This window comes from Micromonospora sp. NPDC004704, from assembly GCF_053601675.1.
The window spans coordinates 187,127-208,239 of the sequence record NZ_JBSGCD010000013.1; the positions used below are offsets into that span (position 1 = coordinate 187,127).

General features: G+C 70.1%; 24 protein-coding genes. 13 read left to right on the forward strand and 11 right to left on the reverse strand.

All coding sequences use genetic code 11. The features are described 5' to 3' along the window. Positions 1-17 precede the first annotated feature (17 nt). Complete coding sequence (locus ACWEFB_RS20095; protein ID WP_452287388.1) at positions 18-272, forward strand: hypothetical protein; 255 nt, start codon at positions 18-20, stop codon at positions 270-272. A 135-nt stretch (positions 273-407) separates the two neighbouring features. After that, a complete protein-coding gene (locus ACWEFB_RS20100) occupies positions 408-1,778 on the forward strand; it encodes an MFS transporter (RefSeq protein ID WP_452287390.1) in 1,371 nt (456 codons plus the stop codon). Positions 1,779-1,811: 33 nt separating this feature from the next. Here ACWEFB_RS20100 and ACWEFB_RS20105 read toward each other — a convergent pair whose 3' ends face one another. Further along, entirely contained in the window at positions 1,812-2,381 is a 570-nt protein-coding gene (locus ACWEFB_RS20105; RefSeq protein WP_452287392.1) for a TetR/AcrR family transcriptional regulator, read from the reverse strand. Then, the gene (locus tag ACWEFB_RS20110; RefSeq protein ID WP_452287394.1) at positions 2,374-3,180 is read right to left on the reverse strand and encodes an alpha/beta fold hydrolase; all 807 of its coding nucleotides are present in this window, start codon (positions 3,178-3,180) and stop codon (positions 2,374-2,376) included. Before ACWEFB_RS20110 ends, ACWEFB_RS20105 begins: the two co-directional genes overlap by 8 nt. A 102-nt stretch (positions 3,181-3,282) precedes the next feature. On the opposite strand from ACWEFB_RS20110, the gene ACWEFB_RS20115 reads away from it, so the two are divergent. The 3 genes from ACWEFB_RS20115 to ACWEFB_RS20125 all read left to right on the forward strand — a co-directional run bounded on the left by ACWEFB_RS20115 (position 3,283) and on the right by ACWEFB_RS20125 (position 4,935). After that, a complete protein-coding gene (locus tag ACWEFB_RS20115; RefSeq protein ID WP_452287396.1) occupies positions 3,283-4,065 on the forward strand; it encodes an SDR family oxidoreductase in 783 nt (260 codons plus the stop codon). A gap of 37 nt (positions 4,066-4,102) precedes the next feature. Further along, positions 4,103-4,303, forward strand: a complete 201-nt coding sequence (locus tag ACWEFB_RS20120) for a hypothetical protein (RefSeq protein ID WP_452287398.1) — start codon at positions 4,103-4,105, stop codon at positions 4,301-4,303. Between the two features lie 80 nt (positions 4,304-4,383). Further along, positions 4,384-4,935, forward strand: coding sequence for a YbaK/EbsC family protein (locus ACWEFB_RS20125; RefSeq protein ID WP_452287438.1), 552 nt, complete (start codon positions 4,384-4,386; stop codon positions 4,933-4,935). 638 nt (positions 4,936-5,573) lie between these two features. On the opposite strand, the gene ACWEFB_RS20130 is transcribed toward ACWEFB_RS20125, so the two are convergent. The 3 genes from ACWEFB_RS20130 to ACWEFB_RS20140 are packed head-to-tail and all read right to left on the reverse strand — an operon-like array spanning position 5,574 to position 7,113. Continuing rightward, positions 5,574-6,206, reverse strand: a complete 633-nt coding sequence (locus tag ACWEFB_RS20130) for a DsbA family oxidoreductase (protein ID WP_452287400.1) — start codon at positions 6,204-6,206, stop codon at positions 5,574-5,576. Between the two features lie 20 nt (positions 6,207-6,226). Further along, entirely contained in the window at positions 6,227-6,649 is a 423-nt protein-coding gene (locus ACWEFB_RS20135) for a SufE family protein (protein ID WP_326561902.1), read from the reverse strand. A gap of 38 nt (positions 6,650-6,687) precedes the next feature. After that, complete coding sequence (locus ACWEFB_RS20140; protein WP_326561903.1) at positions 6,688-7,113, reverse strand: CBS domain-containing protein; 426 nt, start codon at positions 7,111-7,113, stop codon at positions 6,688-6,690. Positions 7,114-7,262: 149 nt separating this feature from the next. Between ACWEFB_RS20140 and ACWEFB_RS20145 the strand changes: the two genes are divergently transcribed. Further along, positions 7,263-7,874 (forward strand): dTDP-4-dehydrorhamnose 3,5-epimerase family protein, encoded by a 612-nt coding sequence (locus ACWEFB_RS20145; protein WP_452287402.1) that lies wholly within the window; start codon positions 7,263-7,265, stop codon positions 7,872-7,874. A gap of 39 nt (positions 7,875-7,913) precedes the next feature. Here the strand turns inward: ACWEFB_RS20145 and ACWEFB_RS20150 are convergent, their stop codons facing one another. After that, the gene (locus ACWEFB_RS20150) at positions 7,914-8,336 is read right to left on the reverse strand and encodes a hypothetical protein (RefSeq protein WP_452287404.1); all 423 of its coding nucleotides are present in this window, start codon (positions 8,334-8,336) and stop codon (positions 7,914-7,916) included. Between the two features lie 204 nt (positions 8,337-8,540). Next, positions 8,541-10,289, reverse strand: a complete 1,749-nt coding sequence (locus ACWEFB_RS20155) for a proline--tRNA ligase (RefSeq protein ID WP_452287406.1) — start codon at positions 10,287-10,289, stop codon at positions 8,541-8,543. Positions 10,290-10,417: 128 nt separating this feature from the next. Here ACWEFB_RS20155 and ACWEFB_RS20160 point away from each other — a divergent pair, with 128 nt between their 5' ends. The 3 genes from ACWEFB_RS20160 to ACWEFB_RS20170 all read left to right on the forward strand — a co-directional run bounded on the left by ACWEFB_RS20160 (position 10,418) and on the right by ACWEFB_RS20170 (position 13,038). Next, complete coding sequence (locus ACWEFB_RS20160; RefSeq protein WP_326561907.1) at positions 10,418-10,945, forward strand: SigE family RNA polymerase sigma factor; 528 nt, start codon at positions 10,418-10,420, stop codon at positions 10,943-10,945. Continuing rightward, positions 10,942-12,111, forward strand: coding sequence for a hypothetical protein (locus ACWEFB_RS20165; RefSeq protein WP_452287408.1), 1,170 nt, complete (start codon positions 10,942-10,944; stop codon positions 12,109-12,111). The genes ACWEFB_RS20160 and ACWEFB_RS20165 overlap by 4 nt, the downstream gene beginning before the upstream one ends. 159 nt (positions 12,112-12,270) lie before the next feature. Continuing rightward, the gene (locus ACWEFB_RS20170; RefSeq protein ID WP_452287410.1) at positions 12,271-13,038 is read left to right on the forward strand and encodes an SGNH/GDSL hydrolase family protein; all 768 of its coding nucleotides are present in this window, start codon (positions 12,271-12,273) and stop codon (positions 13,036-13,038) included. A 41-nt stretch (positions 13,039-13,079) separates the two neighbouring features. Here ACWEFB_RS20170 and ACWEFB_RS20175 read toward each other — a convergent pair whose 3' ends face one another. Both ACWEFB_RS20175 and ACWEFB_RS20180 read right to left on the reverse strand, forming a co-directional pair. Then, entirely contained in the window at positions 13,080-14,069 is a 990-nt protein-coding gene (locus ACWEFB_RS20175) for a LacI family DNA-binding transcriptional regulator (protein WP_452287412.1), read from the reverse strand. Between the two features lie 162 nt (positions 14,070-14,231). After that, a complete protein-coding gene (locus tag ACWEFB_RS20180) occupies positions 14,232-15,458 on the reverse strand; it encodes a class I SAM-dependent methyltransferase (RefSeq protein WP_452287414.1) in 1,227 nt (408 codons plus the stop codon). A 225-nt stretch (positions 15,459-15,683) separates the two neighbouring features. On the opposite strand from ACWEFB_RS20180, the gene ACWEFB_RS20185 reads away from it, so the two are divergent. Continuing rightward, positions 15,684-16,589 (forward strand): sulfurtransferase, encoded by a 906-nt coding sequence (locus tag ACWEFB_RS20185; protein WP_452287416.1) that lies wholly within the window; start codon positions 15,684-15,686, stop codon positions 16,587-16,589. A 72-nt stretch (positions 16,590-16,661) separates the two neighbouring features. On the opposite strand, the gene ACWEFB_RS20190 is transcribed toward ACWEFB_RS20185, so the two are convergent. Continuing rightward, positions 16,662-17,963, reverse strand: coding sequence for a YncE family protein (locus ACWEFB_RS20190; protein WP_452287418.1), 1,302 nt, complete (start codon positions 17,961-17,963; stop codon positions 16,662-16,664). Between the two features lie 77 nt (positions 17,964-18,040). Beyond that, on the reverse strand, positions 18,041-18,553 hold the full coding sequence (locus ACWEFB_RS20195; RefSeq protein WP_452287420.1) for a hypothetical protein: 513 nt from the start codon (positions 18,551-18,553) through the stop codon (positions 18,041-18,043). Between the two features lie 319 nt (positions 18,554-18,872). Here ACWEFB_RS20195 and ACWEFB_RS20200 point away from each other — a divergent pair, with 319 nt between their 5' ends. The 3 genes from ACWEFB_RS20200 to ACWEFB_RS20210 all read left to right on the forward strand — a co-directional run bounded on the left by ACWEFB_RS20200 (position 18,873) and on the right by ACWEFB_RS20210 (position 20,889). After that, positions 18,873-20,030 (forward strand): helix-turn-helix domain-containing protein, encoded by a 1,158-nt coding sequence (locus ACWEFB_RS20200; RefSeq protein WP_452287422.1) that lies wholly within the window; start codon positions 18,873-18,875, stop codon positions 20,028-20,030. Positions 20,031-20,422: 392 nt separating this feature from the next. Beyond that, positions 20,423-20,644, forward strand: coding sequence for a hypothetical protein (locus ACWEFB_RS20205; RefSeq protein ID WP_452287424.1), 222 nt, complete (start codon positions 20,423-20,425; stop codon positions 20,642-20,644). Then, on the forward strand, positions 20,641-20,889 hold the full coding sequence (locus ACWEFB_RS20210; RefSeq protein WP_326561918.1) for a flavin reductase: 249 nt from the start codon (positions 20,641-20,643) through the stop codon (positions 20,887-20,889). Before ACWEFB_RS20205 ends, ACWEFB_RS20210 begins: the two co-directional genes overlap by 4 nt. Positions 20,890-21,113 lie beyond the last annotated feature (224 nt).

Consider the following 21,113-nt stretch of genomic DNA (forward strand, 5'->3'; position numbering starts at 1 on the left):
GACCCTGGGAGGCAGCCATGAACATCAGCGTCCTGCATGACCCGCGCAAGGTGGTCGAGTTGTACGCCGGCAGGGTGCGGATCCCCGGTTTCGGTGAGATCGCGGCCCCGCCGCCCGACAAGATCGCCTACTACGCCGGTCTCGGCCTGCTCGCCGCCCTCCAGATCATCGAGTGGCCGCTGGCCCTGGTGATCACCGCCGGTCACCTCATCGCCGACCAGCACTTTTCCGGGTTGGCCAAAGGATTAGGCGAGGCCTTGCAGCAGGCGTAGCGGCTTCGGTACGCGCCCGGCCCGGCCCGATTCGGCTTGACCTGAACCCCGGTTCATGTTCGATGCTGGTGCCTCGCGACCGGTCGACCACCGGCCGGAGTGGAAGGGGCGCCGCCTCATGATCGAGTTGTCCCGGTGACCGCGCTGCTGGCACCGACGCCGTCGGCGGAGGGACTGTTCGACCGGCGGTTCCGGGGGCTGAGCGTGGGCATGGTGGCGCTCATCTCGCTGCTCGCGTTCGAGGCGCTCGCGGTCGCCACCGCGATGCCGACCATCGCGCACGCCCTGGACGGGTTGCGGCTGTACGCGCTCGCCTTCGGTGGGCCGGCCGCCGCCGGTGTGGTCACCATGGTCGTCGCCGGCATGTGGAGCGACGCGCGTGGCCCGGCAGCCCCGGTACGGCACGGCGTCGCCTGGTTCGTGGTCGGTCTGGTGGTCGCCGGTACCGCCCCGAACATGGTGCAGTTCGTGATCGGGCGGGTGTTGCAGGGGCTCGGTTCGGGCCTGCTCATCGTGGCGCTCTACGTGGTGGTGGCGCGGGTCTACCCGGAGGCGTTGCACCGGCGGGTCTTCGCCGCGTTCGCCGCCGCCTGGGTGGTCCCGTCGCTGGTCGGACCGGCGATTGCCGGCCTGATCGTGCAGTACGCCGGCTGGCGCTGGGTGTTCCTCGCCGTACCGGCGTTGGCGGTGCCGGCGGTGCTGCTGATCCGCCCGGCCCTGCGCGGGATGGGCGACCAGCCGGCGCGTCGACTGGTGCCCGGCTCGGTACGCCGGATCGGCTGGGCCTGCGGGGCCGCGGTGAGCGCCGGACTGCTGCACGTCGGGGGGCAGCAGCACGGCACTCTCGAGGTCGTGTTGATCGTGTCGGCCCTCGCCGGCCTGGGGTTGTGCGTACCCCGGTTGTTGCCGGCCGGAGTGCTCCGGGCGGCGCGCGGGCTGCCGACGGTGATCGCGTTGCGCGGGCTGGCCGCGGCGGCGTTCGTCGGGGCGGAGGTGTTCATCCCGCTGCTGCTCACCCGGGAGCGGGAACTCGCCCCGGCGCTCGCCGGTGCCGCGCTCGCGGCCGGTGCCGTCTCCTGGTCGCTCGGCTCGTGGGTGCAGGGGCGGGTCCGGCAGCCGAGGTCGCGGGCCACCCTGCCCCGGGTCGGGTTGCTGCTGATGGCCGCCGGTATCGCCGCCGCCGCGCCGCTGATGCTGGCCACGGCGGTGCCGGTGGTGCTGGGCATCGTCGCCTGGGCGGTGGCGGGGCTCGGGATCGGACTGGCCTACCCGTCGATCTCGGTGCTGACCCTGGAGCTGTCCGAGCCGCAGGAGCAGGGGCGCAACAGTTCGGCACTCCAGCTCAGCGACTCGTTGTCGGGTGCGACCGTACTGGCGTTCACCGGGGGGTTGCTCGCCGCGACGACCGCACCGGGGCCGGGTACGTACCTGGCCGGGTTCGCGGTCGCCACCGGTCTGGCGTTGCTGGGTGGGCTGGTCGCCGGCCGGGTGAACCCGCGCACCTGAGTGCGGCCCGGCTCGGCGGCCCGGCTCGGCGGCTCAGTTCTCCGGCCAGGTGCGCAGCGACCGGTCGAGGGCGTCGACCAGCAGGTCGTAGGACCGGTTCAGGTCCTGGGGCAGCCCGAAGCCGTGGGCCGCCTCCAAAGTGACGAATCCGTGCAGGGCACTGCGCAGTGCCCGGGTCGCGTCGACCGCCCGGTCGCCCTCCAGGCCGTACGCGGCGAGCACCGCGAAGACCACCCGTACGCTCCGTTCGGCGGCGGCGACGTGCGCCGGATGGCCCGGATCGGGTGCCCGCAGGGTGGCCGCGTAACTGCCCGGGTGGGTACGCGCGTACTCCCGGTACGCCGAGGCCATCGCCCGTACGGCGGCGGTGCCGGATAGCCCGACCGTGGCGTCGGTGAGTCGTTCGGTCAGTTCGGTCAGTGCCCGGATGGCGAGCTGCTGCGCGAGCCCGTCCAGACCCCGTACGTGCTTGTAGAGGCTGGGCAGGGTGACGCCGAGCTGCTGCGCGACGGCGGCGAGGGTGAGCCGGTCGAGTCCGTGCTCGTCGGCGACCCTGGCCGCTTCGGCGACGACGATCGCGGGGGTGAGGCCGGCTCTAGGCATTCGTGCTGATCCGGTTGATGAAGGCGACCAGCGCCGGGTTGACCAGTTCGGGGTACTCGGTCATCGGATAGTGGCCGCTGTTCGGCACCAGCATCAGTTCGCCGTCCAGCCGTTCGGCCGTGTACCGGGCCTCGCCCGCCGGGTCGGTGAAGTCCGGGTCCTTCTCACCCATCACCACCAGCGCGGGAGCCCGGACCGCGTCGAGCCGTCCCTCGACCACGGCGTGCGACAGCTTGGTGGTCTTGACGAACGAGCGCCAGTGGTCGCCCCGCCGGAAACTCGCCGCGACCTCGGCCAGGTGTTCGGCCTGGTCCGCCGGGGTCCGTCCGGGGTAGAGCGTCTTGAGGTACATCCGCCAGGCGGCCGGTCCCCAGGGCTTGAGCAGCAGGAGCCGCATGGCGAGTCCCATGACCGGGTTCAGCTTCGGGTCCCGGACGAACGCGCCGAGCAGCGCCAGCCCGGTCACCTTGGTTGGTTCGGCCGCGGCGGCGAGGATCGCGGCGCTGCCGCCCATCGAGTTGCCGACCAGGAACGCCGGTCCGCCGAGGTGGTCGACGAGGGCCAGGGCGTCGCTGGCCAGTGCCTCGTCGTCGTGGTCGCGGAAGCCGTCGTCGCTGTCGCCGTGGCCGCGCAGGTCCATGACGGCGACCCGGTAGCCGGCGTCGACCAGGACGGGTTCGGTAAACCGGTATACCGAGCGCAGCTCGCCCATGCCGGGTAGGCAGATGACCAGGGGACCTTCGCCCCGCACCGTGTACGCGATCCGGCCTTCGCCGCGATCAAGGAAGTTAATCGTCATAGCTGCAAAGTTAATGTCATTAACCAGATTCGTCAACTGTGAAGCGGCTCACCGTCACGGATCGATCGGTCGCCCCGTCCCATCCCCGGAAGGGAGCACACGATGAAGGTTCTGGTCACCGGCGCCAGCGGCACGCTCGGCCGGGCGGTCGTACCGCGCCTGCTGGCCGCGGGGTTCGACGTACGAGGAATGAGCCGGCGGCCGCAACCGGCCACGGACGGGGTCGAATGGGTGGTTGCCGACCTCGCCGCCGGCACCGGCGTCGACCTGGCGGTCACGGGCGTGGACGCGGTTGTCCACCTGGCCTCCGCGACGAGGTCGACGAGCGCCCGGGTCGACGTGGCCGGGACCCGCCGGCTGGTCACCGACGCCGCCGAGGCCGGGGTACGGCACCTGCTGTACGTCTCGATCGTCGGCATCGACCAGGTGCCCCTGCGGTACTACCGGCTCAAGCTCGCCGCGGAGCAGGTGGTGGCCGCCGGTGCGGTGCCCTGGAGCATCCTGCGGGCCACCCAGTTCCCGCAGTTGCTGGACCAGCTCCTGGGCGGCGCCAGCCGGCTCGGGCCGGTGCTCGGCGACCGCGCCCTGCTCGCCCAGCCGGTCGACCCGCGCGACGTGGCCGGCCGGATCGCGGACCGGTTGGCCGCCGGCCCGAGTCGGACCATCGAGGAGTACGGCGGACCGCAGGTGCTCCGGTACGACGAGGCCGCAGCAGCCTGGCTGACCGCCCGGGGCCGGCGCCGCCCGATGCTGTCGATCCGGTTCCCGGGCACGTTCGGCCGGACGGTACGCGCGGGTGCGCTGACCACCACCGCCACCCCGACCGGCACCCTGACCTGGGCCGACTACCTCGCCGACACGTACGGGGGATCAGCCGGTAAATGAGGGTTTCTCGGACAATCCGTCGTCCTAACGTGAACCCATGCTTCAATTCGCTGCCGCACTGCTGCTGTACGTCTGCGGGTTCCCCTGCCTCTACGGCGTGATGCGCATCGCCGTACGCCACGGTTTGCAGGATGTGGCCAAGGCCCGACAGGAGAACGCCGCCGAGCAGGCCGCCGAGCGGGCCCGGCTGGAGGAGCGCACCTTCGCCCGGGAGAACGCCTTCCTCACCGGTAGCTGACGACGCTCACCACCTGTGCCCGGCTCGGGCGCCGGGTCGGGTGGGCGCAGGCCGTCCCGCGGTGCGAGGATCGAGCCGTGATGGGGACCCTGCAGACGGAACCGGCCCGTACCCGCCTCGACCTGCTCGCCCCGCCGGTGGCGGTGGCCGTACAGGGCTGGCCGGCGGATGGTTCGGTGCCGGTGGACGACATCCTGGTCGCGCCGATCGACGCCACGCTCGCCGACACCGCCGCCTTCTGTGCCGCGTACGAGGTGGGGTTGGACGTCTCAGCCAACTGTGTCGTGGTGGCCGGCAAGCGGGACGGTGTGACCCGCTACGCCGCCTGCATGATCCTGGCCACCACCAGGGCGGACGTGAACGGTGTGGTCCGCCGCCAGCTCGACGTACGCAAGGCGAGCTTCGCCCCGATGGACGACGCGGTCAGCCTCACCGGCATGGAGTACGGCGGCATCACCCCGATCGGGCTGCCGTCGGAATGGCCGATCCTGGTCGACGAGCGGGTCATCGACACCAAGTACGTGATCATCGGTTCCGGCGTACGGCACAGCAAGATCGCGGTGCCCGGTCGGGCCCTGGCCACCCTGCCCAACGCGCGCGTGGTCCCGGACCTGGCCCGACCGGCCGCCTGACCCGCCCGCACCGGTCACACTGCGCAAACCACCGCCTTTCCCCCGCCGACCCGTCGATCATGAAGTTAGCGACGGGATCGGGCTGATTTCCGGTCGCTAACTTCATGGTCAACTTCGCTCGACGGGGCAGGACGGAGTGTTGCGCGCGTTGGTAGGGGTACCGCTCAGTTCGTACATCGAATTTGATGTACACGCTCGACGCGTTATACGTCCTGCCCGCGCCAACAGCGATCGTCCACCCGAACCGTGCGGTCGCGTACCTCAATTGCCCAGGCGAGTTGGGCGCACCCGGTATCCGTGCACTGCCAGCAGGTGCCCGGCTTCCAGATGTTTCCACCGGGCTGGTGCTGACGCCACGTCCGGTCGGCGGCGAGCCGGAGCGTGCCCCGGTCCATCGGTTCGTCGTGCCGACTCACTCCGCCGACGCCGCTCGTGCCAGCGGTTCCCAGTAGACGTACGCATGGCTACAGGGTGAGGTGCAGTCGGACGTCGGCCACTCGCACTCCAACAGGTGCCCGGTGACCCAGACGCCCGGAGCGTCCTCGGGTGCGCCCATCCTTGATGGCCAGACGGCGCACCGGCAGCCAAAGATCGCAGCGCGTCAATACTGTTTCACGTGCAACAGGTGAATGTGCCGGTCAGACGGCTGCTTCGCGCTGGGCCACCTCGGCCAGTGCGGCGAGCAGGGTCTCCGTCTCCTGGGCGCCGGTGACGGCGTACTTGCCGGCGAGGACGTAGGTCGGCACGCTGCTGATGCCCAACTCGCGGGCCTCGTTGAGGGCTGCCCGTACCTCTGCGGTGCCGGCGGTGGAGTCGAGGAACTCCCGTACCTCGGTCTCGTCCAGCCCGACCCCGGCGGCGACGGTGGCGAGCGACGCGGTCGACCCGACGTCGACCCCGTCGACGAAGTGGGCCCGGTAGAGGGCGTCGATCATCTCGCTGTCCAGCCCGCGCTGCCCGGCGAACCAGATCAGCCGGTGCGCGTCGAAGGTGTTCGCGGCCAACGCGTGGTCGTAGTGCAGGACCAGTCCGGCCCCGGCGGCGACATCCACCACCCGGTTGATCATCTGCTCGGCGCGCTGCCGGCCACCGAATTTCGCGCCCAGTGCGTCCAGCACCGGCAGCGGCTCGGGCACCGGCGACGGGTCGAGCTGGAACGGCCGCAGCCGGACCGTCACCTCGCCGTCGTAGGCCTTGAGCGCCTCTTCGAGCCGGGTCTTGCCGATGTAGCACCAGGGGCAGACGACGTCCGCATAGAGATCGATTTCCACGCTGTGGTCAACGCGCGGGGTCAGCCGATCTGTTCCCGTACCTGTCGCTTCAGTCGGGCCAGGATCGCGGTGCCGCCGCGTACCCGCAGCGGGCTGATCGCCTGGGCCAGGCCCATCCGCTGGTAAAGATCATCCGGTACGTCGAGCACCTCCTCGGCGCTCGCTCCGGCCAGCCCCTCGGCGAGGATGCCGGCGAACGCGCGGGTGGTCGGCGCCTCGGGCGGGCAGTCGAACCAGGTGTCGACCGTCCCCTCCGGGGTCACCTCGGCGCGGAGGAAAAACGAGGTCTGGCACTCCGGGACCTGCTCCATACCGGCGTGCCCGGCCAGCTCGGCCGGCAGCGGCGGAACCGCGTCGGAGTATTCGAGCAGCATCTCCAGCACCAGCTCACGTGGTGCGGAGGCGAACTCCTCGATGATCTCGTCAAGCTTCTTCGGAGCCATGACCTCCAGGTTACCCACGCCGGGAAGTGCCCCTTCCCCTAGCTGCTCGGGCTGGCCTCGCTGATGTCGCTCAACGCGGAGGACGGGTCGAGCTGCTGGGCCAGGTCACCCAGGGAGATGATGCCGACCAGTTGGCGGTCCACGTCACACACCAACACCCGGCGTACGGCCCGTTCCCGCATCAACCGGGCCGCCTCGGCCCCGGTCGAACTCTGCTCGATCATCACGATCTCCCGGGTGGCGATCGAGCCGAGCGTCGTCTTCGCCGGATCCTTGTGCTCGGCCACCGCCCGGACCACGATGTCCCGGTCGGTCACCATGCCGTACAGGTTCTGGCCGTCGGTCACCACGATGTCGCCGATGTCCGCGTCCGCCATCGCCCTGGCCGCCTCGTCGAGGTTCGTCTGCGCCGACAGATAGACGACCTTCCGGGTCATCAGGTCGGCGACCCGATAGCTGGTCATGAGAGCCTCCAGAAATTCTGTACGTACGTCGATATCCGTTCGGTACCCAGTGGCCGGATCGTCACACCCGGTTGGGATCCACGCCTCACCTGCTTGTCCGGGCTCGCCCGGTATCGTGTGCTGTTGCTGATCGCGTGAAAGGTGAACAGGTGAAATCCACCGAGTTGTCGATCTCCGGTGCCTGGGAGTTCGTGCCCCAGCAGTTTCCCGACAGCCGTGGCAACTTCCTCGTCTGGTACGACGCCGGCGCGTTCTCCGACGCGTTGGGTTTCGAGTTGTCCGTAGCCCAGACCAACCACAGCGTGTCCCGTCGCGGCGTGGTCCGGGGCATCCACTGGGCCGACGTACCGCCCGGTCAGGGCAAGTACGTCTACTGCCCCCAGGGCGCCCTGCTGGACATTGTGGTCGACCTGCGGGTCGGCTCGCCGACGTTCGGCCAGCACGAGGTCGTTCGCATGGACACGGTCGACTACCGGGCCCTCTACCTCTCCGAGGGGCTGGGCCACGGGTTCGTCGCGCTCGAGGACAACACCGTGCTGAGCTACCTCTGCTCGACCGGGTACGCCCCGAAGCGCGAGCGGATCGTCAACGTCCTCGACCCGGAACTCGCCCTGCCGATCCCGTCGGACATCACCCCGACCCTCTCGGAGCGGGACGCCGCCGGCCCGACCCTGGCCGAGCTGCGTGACGCCGGGCTGCTCCCGACGTACGACGAGTGCCTGCGCCACTACGCCTCCCTGCGCGCCGACCACCGGGGCTGACCACACCCACGGCTACCGTGGCGCTGGCCGGATCACAGGTCAGCGCCCGGCGACGCGGCGCAACCCGTCCTCGATCGCGGTACGCAGCAACTCGCCGTACCCGTCTGCGGGAAGCGCGTCGACGAGCTCCCGAGCCTGTTCGAAGGCGCGACGGGCCTGCTCAGGCTCGCCGAGCTGTTCACGGGCCAGGCCGACGCCGACGTACAGCGACGGGTAGAACGCGGCCACCCGTTCGTCCCCGACCCGGTCCGCCCGGCCCAGCGCCTCGGTGTTCCACCGGAGGACCTCCCTGGGATCGTCCTGCTGCCGGGCCAGGTAATGCGCCGCCACACAGGCGTCGTAGTCGTCGACGCTGGACGCCCAGGCCTGCTCGAACAGGGCGCGGGCGTCCGCCGGCCGCCCCTGCGCCTCGGCCCGCATACCGTCCTGGCACAACCTGAGCACCGGATTGTCGAGATCCATCGTTCGCCCGTCCTCGTTCCGAAGTGATCCGCCCGGCGGCACCGGAGTGGGCCGCCGGGGCGGATCATCGGCCCTCGACCAGGTCGAGGGTCAAGCCGAGGGACGCGGGCTCAGCCGCGCAACGCGGGCCCGGAAGGGCGAGGTGGGCTCGACCGCGCGACGCGGGCTCGGAGGGGCGACGCGGGCTCGACCGCAGGTTGCCGGTCAGGCGGGGCGGCCGGTGAGCTGGGCGACGATCTCGGCGACCGGCAGCTCGACCCGCTCCCCGCTGGCCCGGTCGCGCAGCTCGGCGTACCCGTCGGTCAGCCGGCGGCCGACCACGACGCTGCGCGGGATGCCGATCAGCTCGGCATCGGCGAACTTGACCCCGGCGGACACCTGCGACCGGTCGTCGACCAGCACCCGCAGGCCGGCGTCGGACAGCTCCCGGCCGAGGGCCAGCGCGGCATCCACCTGCGGCCCCTTCCCGGCCGCGACCACGTGTACGTCAACCGGCGCGACCGCCGCCGGCCACGCCAGACCCCGTTCGTCGTGGTGCTGTTCGGCGATGGCCGCGACCGCGCGGGACACCCCGATGCCGTAGCACCCCATGATCGGCCGCACCGGCTTCCCGTTCGGACCGAGTACGTCCACCGCGAACGCGTCGGTGAACCGGCGACCGAGCTGGAAGATGTGCCCGATCTCAATCCCCCGGCGGATCGTCAGCTCACCTGACCGGCAGGCCGGGCAGGGGTCACCGGCCCGGACCTCGGCCGCCTCGATCGTGCCGTCCGGGGTGAAGTCCCGCCCGCTGACCACGTTGACCGCGTGCCGCCCGGCCTCGTTCGCACCGGTCAGCCACGCCGTCCCGGTCACCACGCGGGGGTCCACCAGGTAGCGGATCCCGAGTTTCGCCAGCACCTGCGGCCCGATGTAGCCCCGGACCAGGTCCGGGTGGTCGGCGAACCCGTCGAAGAGCGTCGCGGTGTTCGGATAGAGCGCCACCTCGACCCGCTTCAGGTCCACCTCCCGGTCGCCGGGTACGCCGATCACCAGCAGCTCCGGCTCGGCGACCCCGACCCGGCGTACGGACAGGACGACGTTCTTCAACGTGTCGGCGGCGGTCCAGTTGTCCCGGCCACCCAACCTGCGGTCGTTTGCGACCTGCACCAACGCCTCGATCGTCGGCGTGTCCGGGGTGTCGTACACCTCGGCGGGCGGGAACGAGTCCACGTCGCCGGCGGCCGGCACCGGAGTGGTCACCGCCTCGGTGTTCGCCGCGTAGTGGCAGGCGGTGCAGCCGACGAAGGTGTCCTCACCGACCGGTGTCGCGGCCAGGAACTCCTCCGAAGCCGACCCACCCATCGCACCCGACGAGGCGGCGACGATCGTGTAGTCCAGCCCGAGCCGGTCGAAGATCCGCTGGTACGCCATCCGATGCTGGTCGTACGCGGCCTGCAACCCGGCCTGGTCCAGGTCGAACGAGTAGGCGTCCTTCATGAGGAACTCCCGCCCGCGCAGCAGCCCGGCCCGGGGCCGCGCCTCGTCCCGGAACTTCGTCTGCACCTGGTAGAGGATCACCGGAAAGTCCCGGTACGAGCTGAACAGGTCCTTCACCAGCAGCGCGAACATCTCCTCGTGCGTCGGCGCGAGCAGGTGCTCGGCACCCCGCCGGTCCTTGAGGGTGAAGATGTCGTCGCCGTACTCGGCCCACCGGCCGCTCGTCTCGTACGCCTCACGGGGCAGCAGGGCGGGAAAGTGCAGCTCCTGGCCACCGATCGCGGCCATCTCGTCGCGTACGACCTGGGCCACCCGGTCCAGCATCAGCTTGCCCAGCGGCAGCCACGTGTAGCCGCCCGACGCGGCCCGCCGGATGTAGCCGGCCCGGACCAGGAGCCGGTGGCTCGGCACCTCCGCGTCCGCCGGATCCTCCCGGAGCGTACGAAGGAACAGCGTGGACATCCGAAGCAGCATCCAGGCAGCCTGGCATGTCGCAAACCCGACGTCCAAGCATTTCGGTACGACCGGCAACCTCGCGTCGCAAGGTCGCGTCTTGGGTGGCATGACTTGCCCACGTTCCACTACCCCAAGGATCGGTTCGGGTGGATCCCTCACTTAGCGAGTTCGACAACTTCGTCCGCACTCGTACCCCGGCGCTGCTGCGCTCGGCGTACCTGCTGACCGGCGACCAGCACCTGGCCGAGGACCTCGTCCAGTCGGCGCTGGCCCGTACGCACCGCGCCTGGCGGGGCCTGCACCAGACCGGGAACGCCGAGGCGTACACCCGCAAGACCATGTACCACCTGCAGGTCTCCTGGTGGCGGCGACGCCGGGTGGCCGAGTCGATGACCGGTGAGATGCCCGAGCCGCGCCGGGACGCCTCCACGGACCACGCCCACCAGACCGCGTTGCGGCTCTCCCTGCGGGCGGCGCTGCTGAAGCTCTCCGCGAAGCAGCGGGCGGTCCTGGTGCTGCGGTTCTTCGAGGACCGCTCCGAGGCCGAAGCCGCCGACCTGCTCGGCGTCTCCGCCGGCACGGTCAAGAGCCAGACCTCCCGGGCACTGGCCCGACTGCGCGCCGTCGCCCCCGAACTTGCCGACATGTACCTCCTGGAAGGGAGCGTTCGATGAACATGGACCGTCTTCGCAGCGACCTGGCCGACCTGGCGGAGGAGGTCGCGCCGGTGGACCTGCGGGACCGGACCCTGCGTACCTCGCGCCGCATCGGCGTACAGCGGACCCTGGCCTCCTCGGCCGCGGCCCTGGTGATGATCGGTGCCGCGACCGGCACCGCGTTCGCCTTCTTCCCCCGTGGCGATGTCGGTCCGGCACCGGCCGCGACGACGCCACCGGCGGTCGTCACCCCGACCCCCACGCCGATGCCGAGCGTCACCGTCACCGAACCCGTCAACCTGGCCCCGCTGACCGTCTCCGAGATCGAGAACGGGTCGTTGACCCTTCCGGACTGGGGAACCGACGTCTGCCCGACCGGAACGTTCCGCTTCGCCAAGGGCAACCACGTCTACCTGCCCCAGCCCGACTCTCCGATGGCGTTCGCGATCCTGGGCGAGCCGGTGCCGGTCGACGTGGACGGCGACGGCGTCAACGAGATGGCCGCCGAGATCGTCTGTAGCCCGCACGCGGTGACCGCGCAGCAGGTGCTCGTGTTCAAGCGGGCCGCCGACGGTGGTGTGCAGACCCTCGGGCGGGTGACCTCGGTCCGGCCCCCGGCCAGGGGTGCCCTGCCGCAGGAGCTGATCCAGTCCGTGGCCGCCGGAGATGCCGGTACGGTCCGGGTCCAGTGGGCGGACCAGCAACCGTTCTCGCCGGCCGACCCGCAGTGGCGGGGCTACCGGTGGGTCGATGGGCAGTTCAAGCAGGTGAGCGGCCCGACCCGGTTCCCGACGGTGGACGCCGACGTCCGGGCGCAGGCGCAGCCGGTGGAGCTGAAACTGCTGAACGGCGCTTACGTGGGCGAGCTGAAGGTGACCGTGCACAACAACGGTCCGATGTCCGCGCAGTCGCTGGGGTTGCGTCTCACGCTTCCCGCCGGAGTCACCATGGCGAACCAGCGGGGAGGGACGATCGGCGAGTGTGGCTTCCACGATCAGGGGCCGCCGGCGGTCCTGTTGTGCGGACTGGCGACGCTCGCGCCGAACAAGAGCGTGACGGTCACCTTCACCCTCAGCTACGCGGGCCCGGCGACCAACCTGACCGGTTCGATCGCGGCGGAGACGGTCCAGGACACCAAGAACGCCAACGACAAGGTCGACTTCAACATCAAGGTCGTTCGTTGACCCCGGTCGTCCGGGCTGACTGAGCCCCGACGGAAAGTGGCGGTGCCGAGCAGTGTTGTCGGTGCCGCCACTTTTGGCGTACCCGGCGGTAACCTGGCCTGCCGAGGTGCAAGACTCCGATCGGACCCGGTGGAGGGTCACGGATTCAGGAGGGCGCGGATGCGCTGGCGCAGCTACGTGGCGGTGGGAGACAGCTTCACCGAGGGCATGGACGACGCGTACCCGGACGGCACCTACCGGGGGTGGGCCGACCTGGTCGCCGCCCGCCTGGCCGTCGAGGCCGGGCCCGATTTCGGGTACGCGAACCTCGCGATCCGGGGGCGGCTGTTCCCGAGTGTGGTGACCGAGCAGGTGCCCGCGGCTCTCGCCATGCGCCCCGACCTGGTCAGCTTCGCGGCCGGCGGCAACGACGTACTGCGGCGCAACTTCGACGCCGAGGCGTTGACCAGCCGGTTCGACCAGGTGATCCGGGACTTCCGGGAGGCCGGCGCGGACGTGCTGGTGTTCCGGTTCGCCGACATCGTGTCCCGGCTGCCGGGCCAGCGGATGATGGCTCCCCGGGTGGCGCTGCTCAACCGTGCCGTCGGTGAGACCGCCCAGCGGTACGGCGCCAAGCTGGTCGACCTCTTCGCCGACGACGTGTTCCAGCACCCGGAATTCTGGAGTGCGGACCGGTTGCACCTCTCCGCCGCCGGTCACCGCCGGGTCGCCGGGCACGTCTTGGCCGCGCTCGGCGTGCCGGCGGACGAGCAGTGGCTGGTCGTGCCGCCGCAGCCGGCGCCGACACCGTGGCTGGCCGCCCGTGGCGCCGACCTGCGCTGGGCCGGTCAGCACCTGGCTCCCTGGATCAAGCGCCGCCTCACCGGCCGCTCGTCCGGCGACACGGTCACCGCGAAACGACCGCTGCTGAGCCCGTTCACCGACTGAGTCCGGTCCCGGCTGCCGCCTCCGGCACCGGGCCCTGCCGGTCAGCCGGCCGAACTCTTGCGGATCGCCAACGCGGTGGGGAAGGCATCCCGCTGCCAGTTGTCCATCCGGCGCTCGAGCAGCAGTCGGGTCGCGCTGGCCGCGATCTGTTCCACCGGTTGGTGCACCGAGGTCAGCGGCGGGCTGGCGGCTGCCGCGAGAACGCTGTCGTCGAATCCGACCAGGGCCACGTCGTCCGGCACCCGTCGACCCGACTCCACCAGCACCTGCAACGCTCCCGTGGCGGTCTGATCGCAGGCGGAGAAGATCGCGTCGAGGTCCGGGTGGGTGGCCAGCAGCCGCCGGGTGGCCTCGGCGCCCGTCTCGCGGGTGAAGTCGCCGTCGGCGGTGATCGGAGTCAGGCCCAGTTCCGCGATCGCGTCGAGGTAGCCGTCACGGCGGCCGATCGCGCAAGGGTTCCGCACCGGCCCGTGGATGGCGGCGATCCGGCGCCGGCCGAGCGCGTACAGGTGACGGATCGCGGAGCGTACGCCGTTCTCGTTCTGTGCGGTGAAGGACGGGATGCCGGGCGCCGAGCGGCCCATCGACACCATCCGTTCCCGCCCGCGGGCAAGCTCTTCGGCCAACGCCGGTGACACGTTCACCAGGACCGATCCCAACGCCGGGCTACGAGTTCCGACGGCGAGCGCGGCGGCGGGTGCCGCCTTCTCCACGACGTTGATCCGCAACTGCACGTCGGTGTCGGCCAGCCCTTCGAGGACTCCCGCCACCACCCGCCCGTAGTGCGGGTTGGCGCCGAACGAGCGCCGGTTCCGTTCGACAACCACGAGTTCCACGACGTCGGCGCTGCCGGTGGCCAGGGCGCGGGCCACCGGATTGGGGCGGTACCCGAGCGCGGAGACGACCTCTTCGACGCGCTGCCGTACTTCCGGTGCGACCCCGGGCTCGCGGTTGATGACCCGCGACACCGACGACCGGGACACCCCGGCCGCTTTGGCCACGTCCGCCAGGGTCTGCGTCCTACGCTCCATGCAGTCAGACACTAATGCTGTTGCCAACACGCGGACAGGCGGTTTATCCGGGGTCGAAAGACGCCCCTGCCGACTACCGGCGACTCCGGAGCGGCTGGGCCCGGACCCGTTGCGCAGGAGCACCTGACACAGCAAGGTCCGGGCGTGGTTCCGCCCCGGTGCCTAGTCGATCGCCGGGGCGCCATCACCTCCCGATCCGGGCCCGCCGTCGTCGAGCAGGTCCTCCGGAAGGCGGTGCCGGAGCAGTTCGGCGAGCCGTGGCCGTACGCCGAACATTCCGGTCGTGGCACGGACCGCTGCCTCGGCGTCGCGGTCGACGGGACCGGGGGTACGGACCGCCCGGATCAGGTTGTTGCGCGGGGTGTGTTCGACCGGGACGAACGCGAACACGTCAACCTGGTAGCCGACCAGACGCAGCACCGATGCGCGCAGCGAGTCGGTGAGCAGGTCGCCCAACTGTTCCTTGAGCACCCCGTCGCGGACGAGGTCGCGGAAGCCCTCGGGCATCGCCCGGGAACGCAACTGCCGTTGCAGGTCGTGCTGGCAACACGGTGAAGCGAGCAGGTAGTCCGCGTTCTGCTCCACCGCCAGCGCGAGTACGTCATCGGTCGCGGTGTCGCAGGCGTGCAACGCGACCACCAGGTCCGGCGACTCGGTCGGTTCGTACCGGTCGATCAGTGCCGTGGTGAACGTGAGGCGGTCCTGCCACCCGAGCTGTTCCGCCCGCGAGTTGTTCCGGGCCACCAGTTCGGCATCCCGGTCGACGCCGACGACCACACACGGAACCCCGGACTCGGTGAGGTGGTGGACGGTGGCGAACGTCAGGTACGCGTTCCCGCACCCGAGATCCAGTACCTGCAACGGCCGGTCCCGATCCTGTTTCTCGCCCAGGGTGGCGCCGAGGACCCGTACGAACTCGTTGATCTGGCGGTACTTGCGCTGGGCGGTGGGCTTCACCGCACCGTCATGGCTGACGCCGAGCACTTCGAGGAACGGGGCGTCCTCCGGGATCGCGCGGCGGCGTACCCGGTCGTGGGCGAGATCGCGGTTGTTCGCCTCGTTCCGCCGGGACAGCAGCAGCTTGCCGCGCTTGCTGACCCGCCCCTCGATCGTGGCCGTACGCAACTCCACGTGGCCGTTGCGGAACGGCACCTCGACGAGTTCGTCGATCACCGTGTCGATCCCGGCGTAGTTCCGGGTGGTCGAGTTCTCGCTCGTGTGCCACTCGACCTGGGTCTGGACCGTGCCCCGCAGGGCTACCTTCCGTACGACAACGCGGCGCCAGGGGTGTGTCGCCCCGTGCATCGTGCCGCTGAGAACCGCGCGCTGGAACTCGTCGTGTCGCAGCGCGTAGCGAATGAGATCCGCAATATTGGCGATATCGGACATCTGATCGAGCCTTCTGTTGAACTGCATGATCAACGCCGGCCGTGGGTCGTCGGTCACGCGGTGGATGGGTGGGCTCTGAGGGAACTGTCGCACGGGTCCGCCCGGCGGGTCGGCACCCGACCGGGCGGACCCGTGGCGACTCAGGCGCCGACCGTGGCGGAGAGTGACCCAGCAGGCATCCGGTTACCCGCCTGATCGGGGGCAGGCTGGCGTACGTTGGGCTGCATGTCCGTACCAAGTGATCCCACGCCTGCCCTGCAGGCATACGCCGACCCGCAGCGCCTCGTCACCACCGAGTGGCTGGCCGAGAACCTGGGCGCGAAGGGTCTGGTGGTGATCGAATCCGACGAGGATGTGCTGCTCTACGAGACCGGCCACATCCCCGGCGCGATCAAAGTCGACTGGCATCTGGAACTGAACGACCAGGTCACCCGGGACTATCTCAGCGCCGAGGCGTTCGCCGAGCTCTGTGCGGCCAAGGGCATCGGCCGGGACGACACGATCGTCTTCTACGGCGACAACTTCAACTGGTGGGCGGCGTACGCCCTCTGGGTCTTCTCCCTCTTCGGCCACGGTGACGTACGGCTGCTCAACGGCGGCCGGCAGAAGTGGGTGGAGGAGGGGCGCGAACTGACCCGGGAGAAGGTCGAGCGCCCGCGCGCCGAGTACCCGGTGCCGACGCGTGACGACAGCCAGATCCGTGCGTACCGCGACCAGGTGGCGGCGCACATCGCCAGCGCCCGGCCGCTGGTCGACGTCCGCTCGCCGGGTGAGTACAGCGGTGCGCTGCTGCACATGCCCGACTACCCGCAGGAGGGGGCGATGCGCGGTGGGCACATCCCCGGTGCGGTGAACAAGCCGTGGAAGTCGGCGGCCAACGAGGACGGCACCTTCAAGCGTCCCGACGAACTCCGGGCGATCTACGCCGACGAGTTGGGGCTGTCGACCGCGGACGACATCATCGCCTACTGCCGGATTGGCGAGCGTTCCAGCCACACCTGGTTCGTCCTACGCCACCTGCTCGGCTACCCGCAGGTCCGCAACTACGACGGCTCCTGGACAGAATGGGGCAACCTAGTCCGCGCCCCCGTCGTCCAAGGCGACCAGCCCGGCGGCCTCCCCACCCCCTGACCGGATCACGCCTCTTGTAGAGAAAGAGTGGCTATTCCCGAGCGGGAAGCCACTCTTTCTCTACAAGAGGGGTCAGGCGTGCGGGGTGAGGTGGCGCAACGTGCGCAGGTCGGGGGTTGGGATGCGGCGGATCACCTTGCCTGTGGACAGGTTGAGGCAGGTGACTGCGTTTTCCTGGCCGATGTAGCAGCGTTTGTGGTCGGGGGTGGTGGCGATGCCGCGTACCGGGGTGGGTAGCTGCCACCGGACGGGGTCGGCACCGGCCAGCGGGACGATGACCAGGTCGTGGCCGGCGCCGACCAGCAACGTCCCGGCTGGACCGGTGGTGGCGGCGGCCGAGACGATCGGCCCGGTCGGCGGGGTGAACCGGAGGGTCCGGCTGACCGTCAACGCCGCCGGGTCGATGACCGCGATCGTGCCGCTGGTCGCGTCCACCACGTAGACCCCGGCGCCACTCGGGTCGAGGGCGATCGCGTGGCCGGCGGCCGGCTGCTCCCCGAACGGCGACGGAAGATCGACACAGTACGCCCACCGCTCGGTCAGATTCAGCGTGTGGACAAACGCGTGTACGTGCGGGGCGTCCTCGCGTGCCCCACCGATCAGATCCCGGGTGTGCTCGTGTTCGGGCTGGTGGGTGTAGAGGGTGAACAGTTGCCGGGTGTTGGTGTCGTACACCGCCTGCCGACCCTCGCCCCGCATCTCCTCCTCGGCACCCGCCGGCACCACCGCCTTCAGCCGGGTGAGCAGCGGTTGCAGCTCGCCGGAGGCAAGATCGATCATGCGTACGCGGTAGCGGTCCGGTGCCGCCGGTGGCAGGTAGTCGAGGACAAATAGGGCCTGCCCGGTGGCGTCGAACGCCTCCGGCTCCAGGTTGCCGGCCAACTCCACCCGGCTACGCTCCCCGGCCGTGCCGGCGACCACGATCGTGGTCCGCTCCCGCCCACCCGGCCGGTACGGACCACCACCCGGCTCGCCCGGAGTGGCGAGCGCCACCAACGAGCCGTCCGGGTTCGTGGCCCGCGCGGCAAGCCGGTCGGAAAGAGTGCCGCCACTGACCGAGGCCCCGTCGGAGAGCCGATGACTGGTCAACCTGGTCCCCTCGCCGGCCACCTCGGTACGGACCAGCCTGGTCCCGTCACCGCTGAGCACACCCTCGGACCGGTTCACCACGGTCTGCCCGGTGGCCGCGTCGAGCACCGCCAGTTCCCTCGTCGCCAGCTCGATGACCAGGGCTTCCGTCGGTGTCGAGCCGCCCCGTGTCGGCCCGTCCTCCGCGCTGTCCCGGCATCCGCCGCTGGCCACCACCATTGCACCGCCCGCCGCACCGGCCGCGATCCCGCCGGCCAGCCGCAGCACCGTACGCCTTGTAGTCATGCCTGGTAGAGGCGTGACCGCCGAGCCGGGTTCCGACCCGTTCGAGTCACCTTTCCGTCTGCTGTGTCTCGTTCGGGTCAGCGTTCCGTTGGCTGGTCCAGATCGCGGGAGAGGTGGGAGCGGCGCAGCCCGAACGTGCGCAGTCGACGCAGATCGGTCCGGCGGTCGTAGCTGAGCTGGAGGTGGAAGTAGTTCACGTGCTCGATGACTGCGAACAGCGCGTACCCCAGCCCCGGCAAGGAGGCGAGCCCCGGCGAGTCGACCGCCCCGTACGCGGCGATCCCGACGCCGATCGCCAGCAGCGGCAGGTTGACGATCCGGAGCAGTCCGAAGATCCGGGCACCCGGCAGTGCACGCTGCCGGATGGTCGTCTGGTGCAGTTTCGCCAACCAGTAACCGGCGCCCTCGATCAGCAACAGTGAGAAGAGCAGGTAGCCCGCGACGTTGGCCAGGGTCAGCGGTGCACCGATGATGCCGATCCAGATGACGGCGTGCAGCGGAATGTTGACCAGTTCACCGCCGGCAAGCGAGAGCAGCCGTCGACGTACCGGCCTGCTCGTGCCGGTAGCGGAACGAGAGGTTGTTTGCACGCTCCGGATCATTCACGACCGATGCCCGGCGCGTGGTCCCGTGAGCACACGGGTTCGTGGCATGGGTCGCTTGATCCACGCGCGCTGAGCTGTTCTCCGGGTGCCTTCCACAACAGCTCAGCGCGCGTGGATCAAGAGTGCCGAACGCATCCACTCGCCTCTTCCAGCTTTGTGCTCACGATGATCGGATAAACGTGGCGTCCACGCCTCGCTCGGGATCCGTGGATCGATCACGACGTGTACCGTCCGAAGTGGCGGCCTGTCGGGTTGTAGCGGTCGATGGGGCCGTCGCCCGGTTCTCTACCTGGGACGGCACCCTGTGAACGAATCAGCGTTCGGTGAAAGCCTCCGACGGCACCGACTCGCGCGCGACCTGTCCCTGCGGGGCCTCGGAAATCTGGCCCACCGCAGCAAGAGCCACCTCCAAGAGCTGGAGAGTGGACGTAAGCAGCCGAGCATCGACACTGCGCGCCACCTCGATGACCTTCTTGACGCGGGCGGGCGCCTGGTCACCCTGGCCAGCACGTCGGCGCCGGAGGCAGTACGCGGCGAAGACGAAGCACTCGAACTCGCCAGCCTGCTCGATGCCAGCGACGTTGCCCCCGAACTCGTCAACCGGTTCGAATTCGCCGTCGACGAACTGGCCAGCAGCTATCCGACCACGGCGCCGATGGATCTGCTACCGGTCGTACGCGACAACCTGGCGCAGCTCGGGACCGCGCTTCGGAAGCGAACCACCCTGGATCAGCAGCGCAGGCTTCTCATCGCCGCAGGATGGCTCGCCCTGCTGCGAGCGACCCTGCACATCGACCTGCGGCACCAGCGGGCCGCCGACGCCCATCTGACCACTGCCGAGCAACTCGCCAAACACGTCGGCCATGCGGAGATCCATGCCTGGTCCCTGGAGACGCGGGCCTGGGACGTACTCACCGCTGGGGATTACCGTCGTGCCCTCGACCTGGCCGAACAGGCACGGGCAATGGCACCGCGTGGCAGCTCCGCGCATATCCAGGCGACCGCTCAAACCGGTCGGGCGTGGGCCCGCATGGGCAACCAACGTCAGACCCGTCGAGTGTTGGACGAGGTTGCGCGCCTGGTAAGCCCGCTGCAAACCCCGGATCGACCGGAACACCACTACCAGTACGACCCGGCGAAGGCCCTCTCGTACACCGCGACGACTCTCGCCTGGTCCGGCGACCCGGCGGCAGAGGAGTACGCCCGCACGATCGTTGCCGATCTCGACGTGGCCGGTAGGCCAAGGCGAGCAGCATCCGCTCGTCTCGACCTGGGGCTGGCGCTGCTCGCGGCAGGGCGGCCGGATGAGGCGAGCACGGTCACGACCGAAGCGATCACCTCGGGGCGAGTGGTGCCGTCGAACTGGTGGCGGGCGACCGAGGTGCTTTCCGCCGTCGAATCGAGCGGAATCCGCGAGGCCCTTGACCTTCGCGACGCGTACGAGACACACCGACCGCGCTGACCAGGCGGAGTAGCAGCGGACACCTGTCCCGAGCCAGCGGACACCTACAGCCTGGATTGTGACCGCGTCGTCACCGAGGCTACGAATAGGCGCGGCGACGGGCATGTGCAGCACATTCGCCGTACGACAGACTTTGATCTGGCCCGTTGGCGCGCCTCCCGATCGCGTCGAGCCGGCTGCCCCCGTGGCCGGCTCGACGCCCGGGGGTGCGGTGCCCCGGGGCGGTCGCCGCACCCTCGGTCACCCCGATGGAGGTGCGTGATGGCGGACGACCCACGGCCGGCGGAGTCCCAGCCGGCCTCCGACCGGAAGCCGACTGGTGATCCGGTGCCGTGGCCACTGGTCAGGATGGTCCACAACGCCGCGAGCGCGCGGTGGGTACGGCGGCGGATATGAGCGCCGACGCCATCCAGCGGTTCAAGACCTACTCCCGTGACCTGTGGCCGGCGCTGCTGAACAACGCCCGCCTGATAGTTACTCGCCACGAGAACGGCGAGGAGTGCAACGTGTGCCCGTGCTTCAAGCCCGGCCGGTGCAGCCGTCTGCGTGCGGTCCGCCACCTGCTGGCGGATCCGGAGCTGCGGGCAGTGAAGCAGCAGGCGGTGAACGGGTGAGTTCGCAACCGGTCCTTCCGGTGGTGACGGACCAGCACCGGCCGTGCGGGAAGCGGTGGGAGTGCGGCACCTGTGGCAAGGCGTGGCCGTGCGAGCCGGCCCGCGCCCGGTTGACCCGCGAGTACGGCCACGATCGGGTGTCGCTGGCCTGTTACCTGGGTACGCAGTTGGTCCACGCCGCCCGGGACATCCGGGACGTGGGTCCGCGAGAGCTGTACGAGAGGTTCGTGTCGTGGACCAGGTGACGGACCGGTACGTGAAGGTGACGGTGAACCTCCACGACCTGGCCCCGGACGGGCACCTCACGATCACCCGACCCGACGGGACGATCGCACACGTATACCTCGTGTGACACCGGAGTCGGCGGCAACCGTCTCCGGGAAGCAAAGGCGCCGGCCCGGACCACCCCGGTCCGCCTCGGCGAGGTCCCGGATGGCCGGAAGCTGGGTGCAGAGGTAGGCCAGGGCCA

Bases quoted from the DNA above. Each gene is read 5' to 3' on its own strand.
- ACWEFB_RS20205 (WP_452287424.1), top strand. From the start codon at position 20,423: ATGAGCGCCGACGCCATCCAGCGGTTCAAGACCTACTCCCGTGACCTG.
- ACWEFB_RS20155 (WP_452287406.1), bottom strand. From the start codon at position 10,289: ATGCTGCTTCGGATGTCCACGCTGTTCCTTCGTACGCTCCGGGAGGAT.
- ACWEFB_RS20125 (WP_452287438.1), top strand. From the start codon at position 4,384: ATGGGGACCCTGCAGACGGAACCGGCCCGTACCCGCCTCGACCTGCTC.
- ACWEFB_RS20150 (WP_452287404.1), bottom strand. From the start codon at position 8,336: ATGGATCTCGACAATCCGGTGCTCAGGTTGTGCCAGGACGGTATGCGG.
- ACWEFB_RS20170 (WP_452287410.1), top strand. From the start codon at position 12,271: ATGCGCTGGCGCAGCTACGTGGCGGTGGGAGACAGCTTCACCGAGGGC.
- ACWEFB_RS20175 (WP_452287412.1), bottom strand. From the start codon at position 14,069: ATGGAGCGTAGGACGCAGACCCTGGCGGACGTGGCCAAAGCGGCCGGG.
- ACWEFB_RS20110 (WP_452287394.1), bottom strand. From the start codon at position 3,180: ATGACGATTAACTTCCTTGATCGCGGCGAAGGCCGGATCGCGTACACG.
- ACWEFB_RS20120 (WP_452287398.1), top strand. From the start codon at position 4,103: ATGCTTCAATTCGCTGCCGCACTGCTGCTGTACGTCTGCGGGTTCCCC.
- ACWEFB_RS20190 (WP_452287418.1), bottom strand. From the start codon at position 17,963: ATGACTACAAGGCGTACGGTGCTGCGGCTGGCCGGCGGGATCGCGGCC.
- ACWEFB_RS20095 (WP_452287388.1), top strand. From the start codon at position 18: ATGAACATCAGCGTCCTGCATGACCCGCGCAAGGTGGTCGAGTTGTAC.
- ACWEFB_RS20165 (WP_452287408.1), top strand. From the start codon at position 10,942: ATGAACATGGACCGTCTTCGCAGCGACCTGGCCGACCTGGCGGAGGAG.
- ACWEFB_RS20105 (WP_452287392.1), bottom strand. From the start codon at position 2,381: ATGCCTAGAGCCGGCCTCACCCCCGCGATCGTCGTCGCCGAAGCGGCC.
- ACWEFB_RS20180 (WP_452287414.1), bottom strand. From the start codon at position 15,458: ATGTCCGATATCGCCAATATTGCGGATCTCATTCGCTACGCGCTGCGA.
- ACWEFB_RS20140 (WP_326561903.1), bottom strand. From the start codon at position 7,113: ATGACCAGCTATCGGGTCGCCGACCTGATGACCCGGAAGGTCGTCTAT.
- ACWEFB_RS20135 (WP_326561902.1), bottom strand. From the start codon at position 6,649: ATGGCTCCGAAGAAGCTTGACGAGATCATCGAGGAGTTCGCCTCCGCA.
- ACWEFB_RS20185 (WP_452287416.1), top strand. From the start codon at position 15,684: ATGTCCGTACCAAGTGATCCCACGCCTGCCCTGCAGGCATACGCCGAC.
- ACWEFB_RS20115 (WP_452287396.1), top strand. From the start codon at position 3,283: ATGAAGGTTCTGGTCACCGGCGCCAGCGGCACGCTCGGCCGGGCGGTC.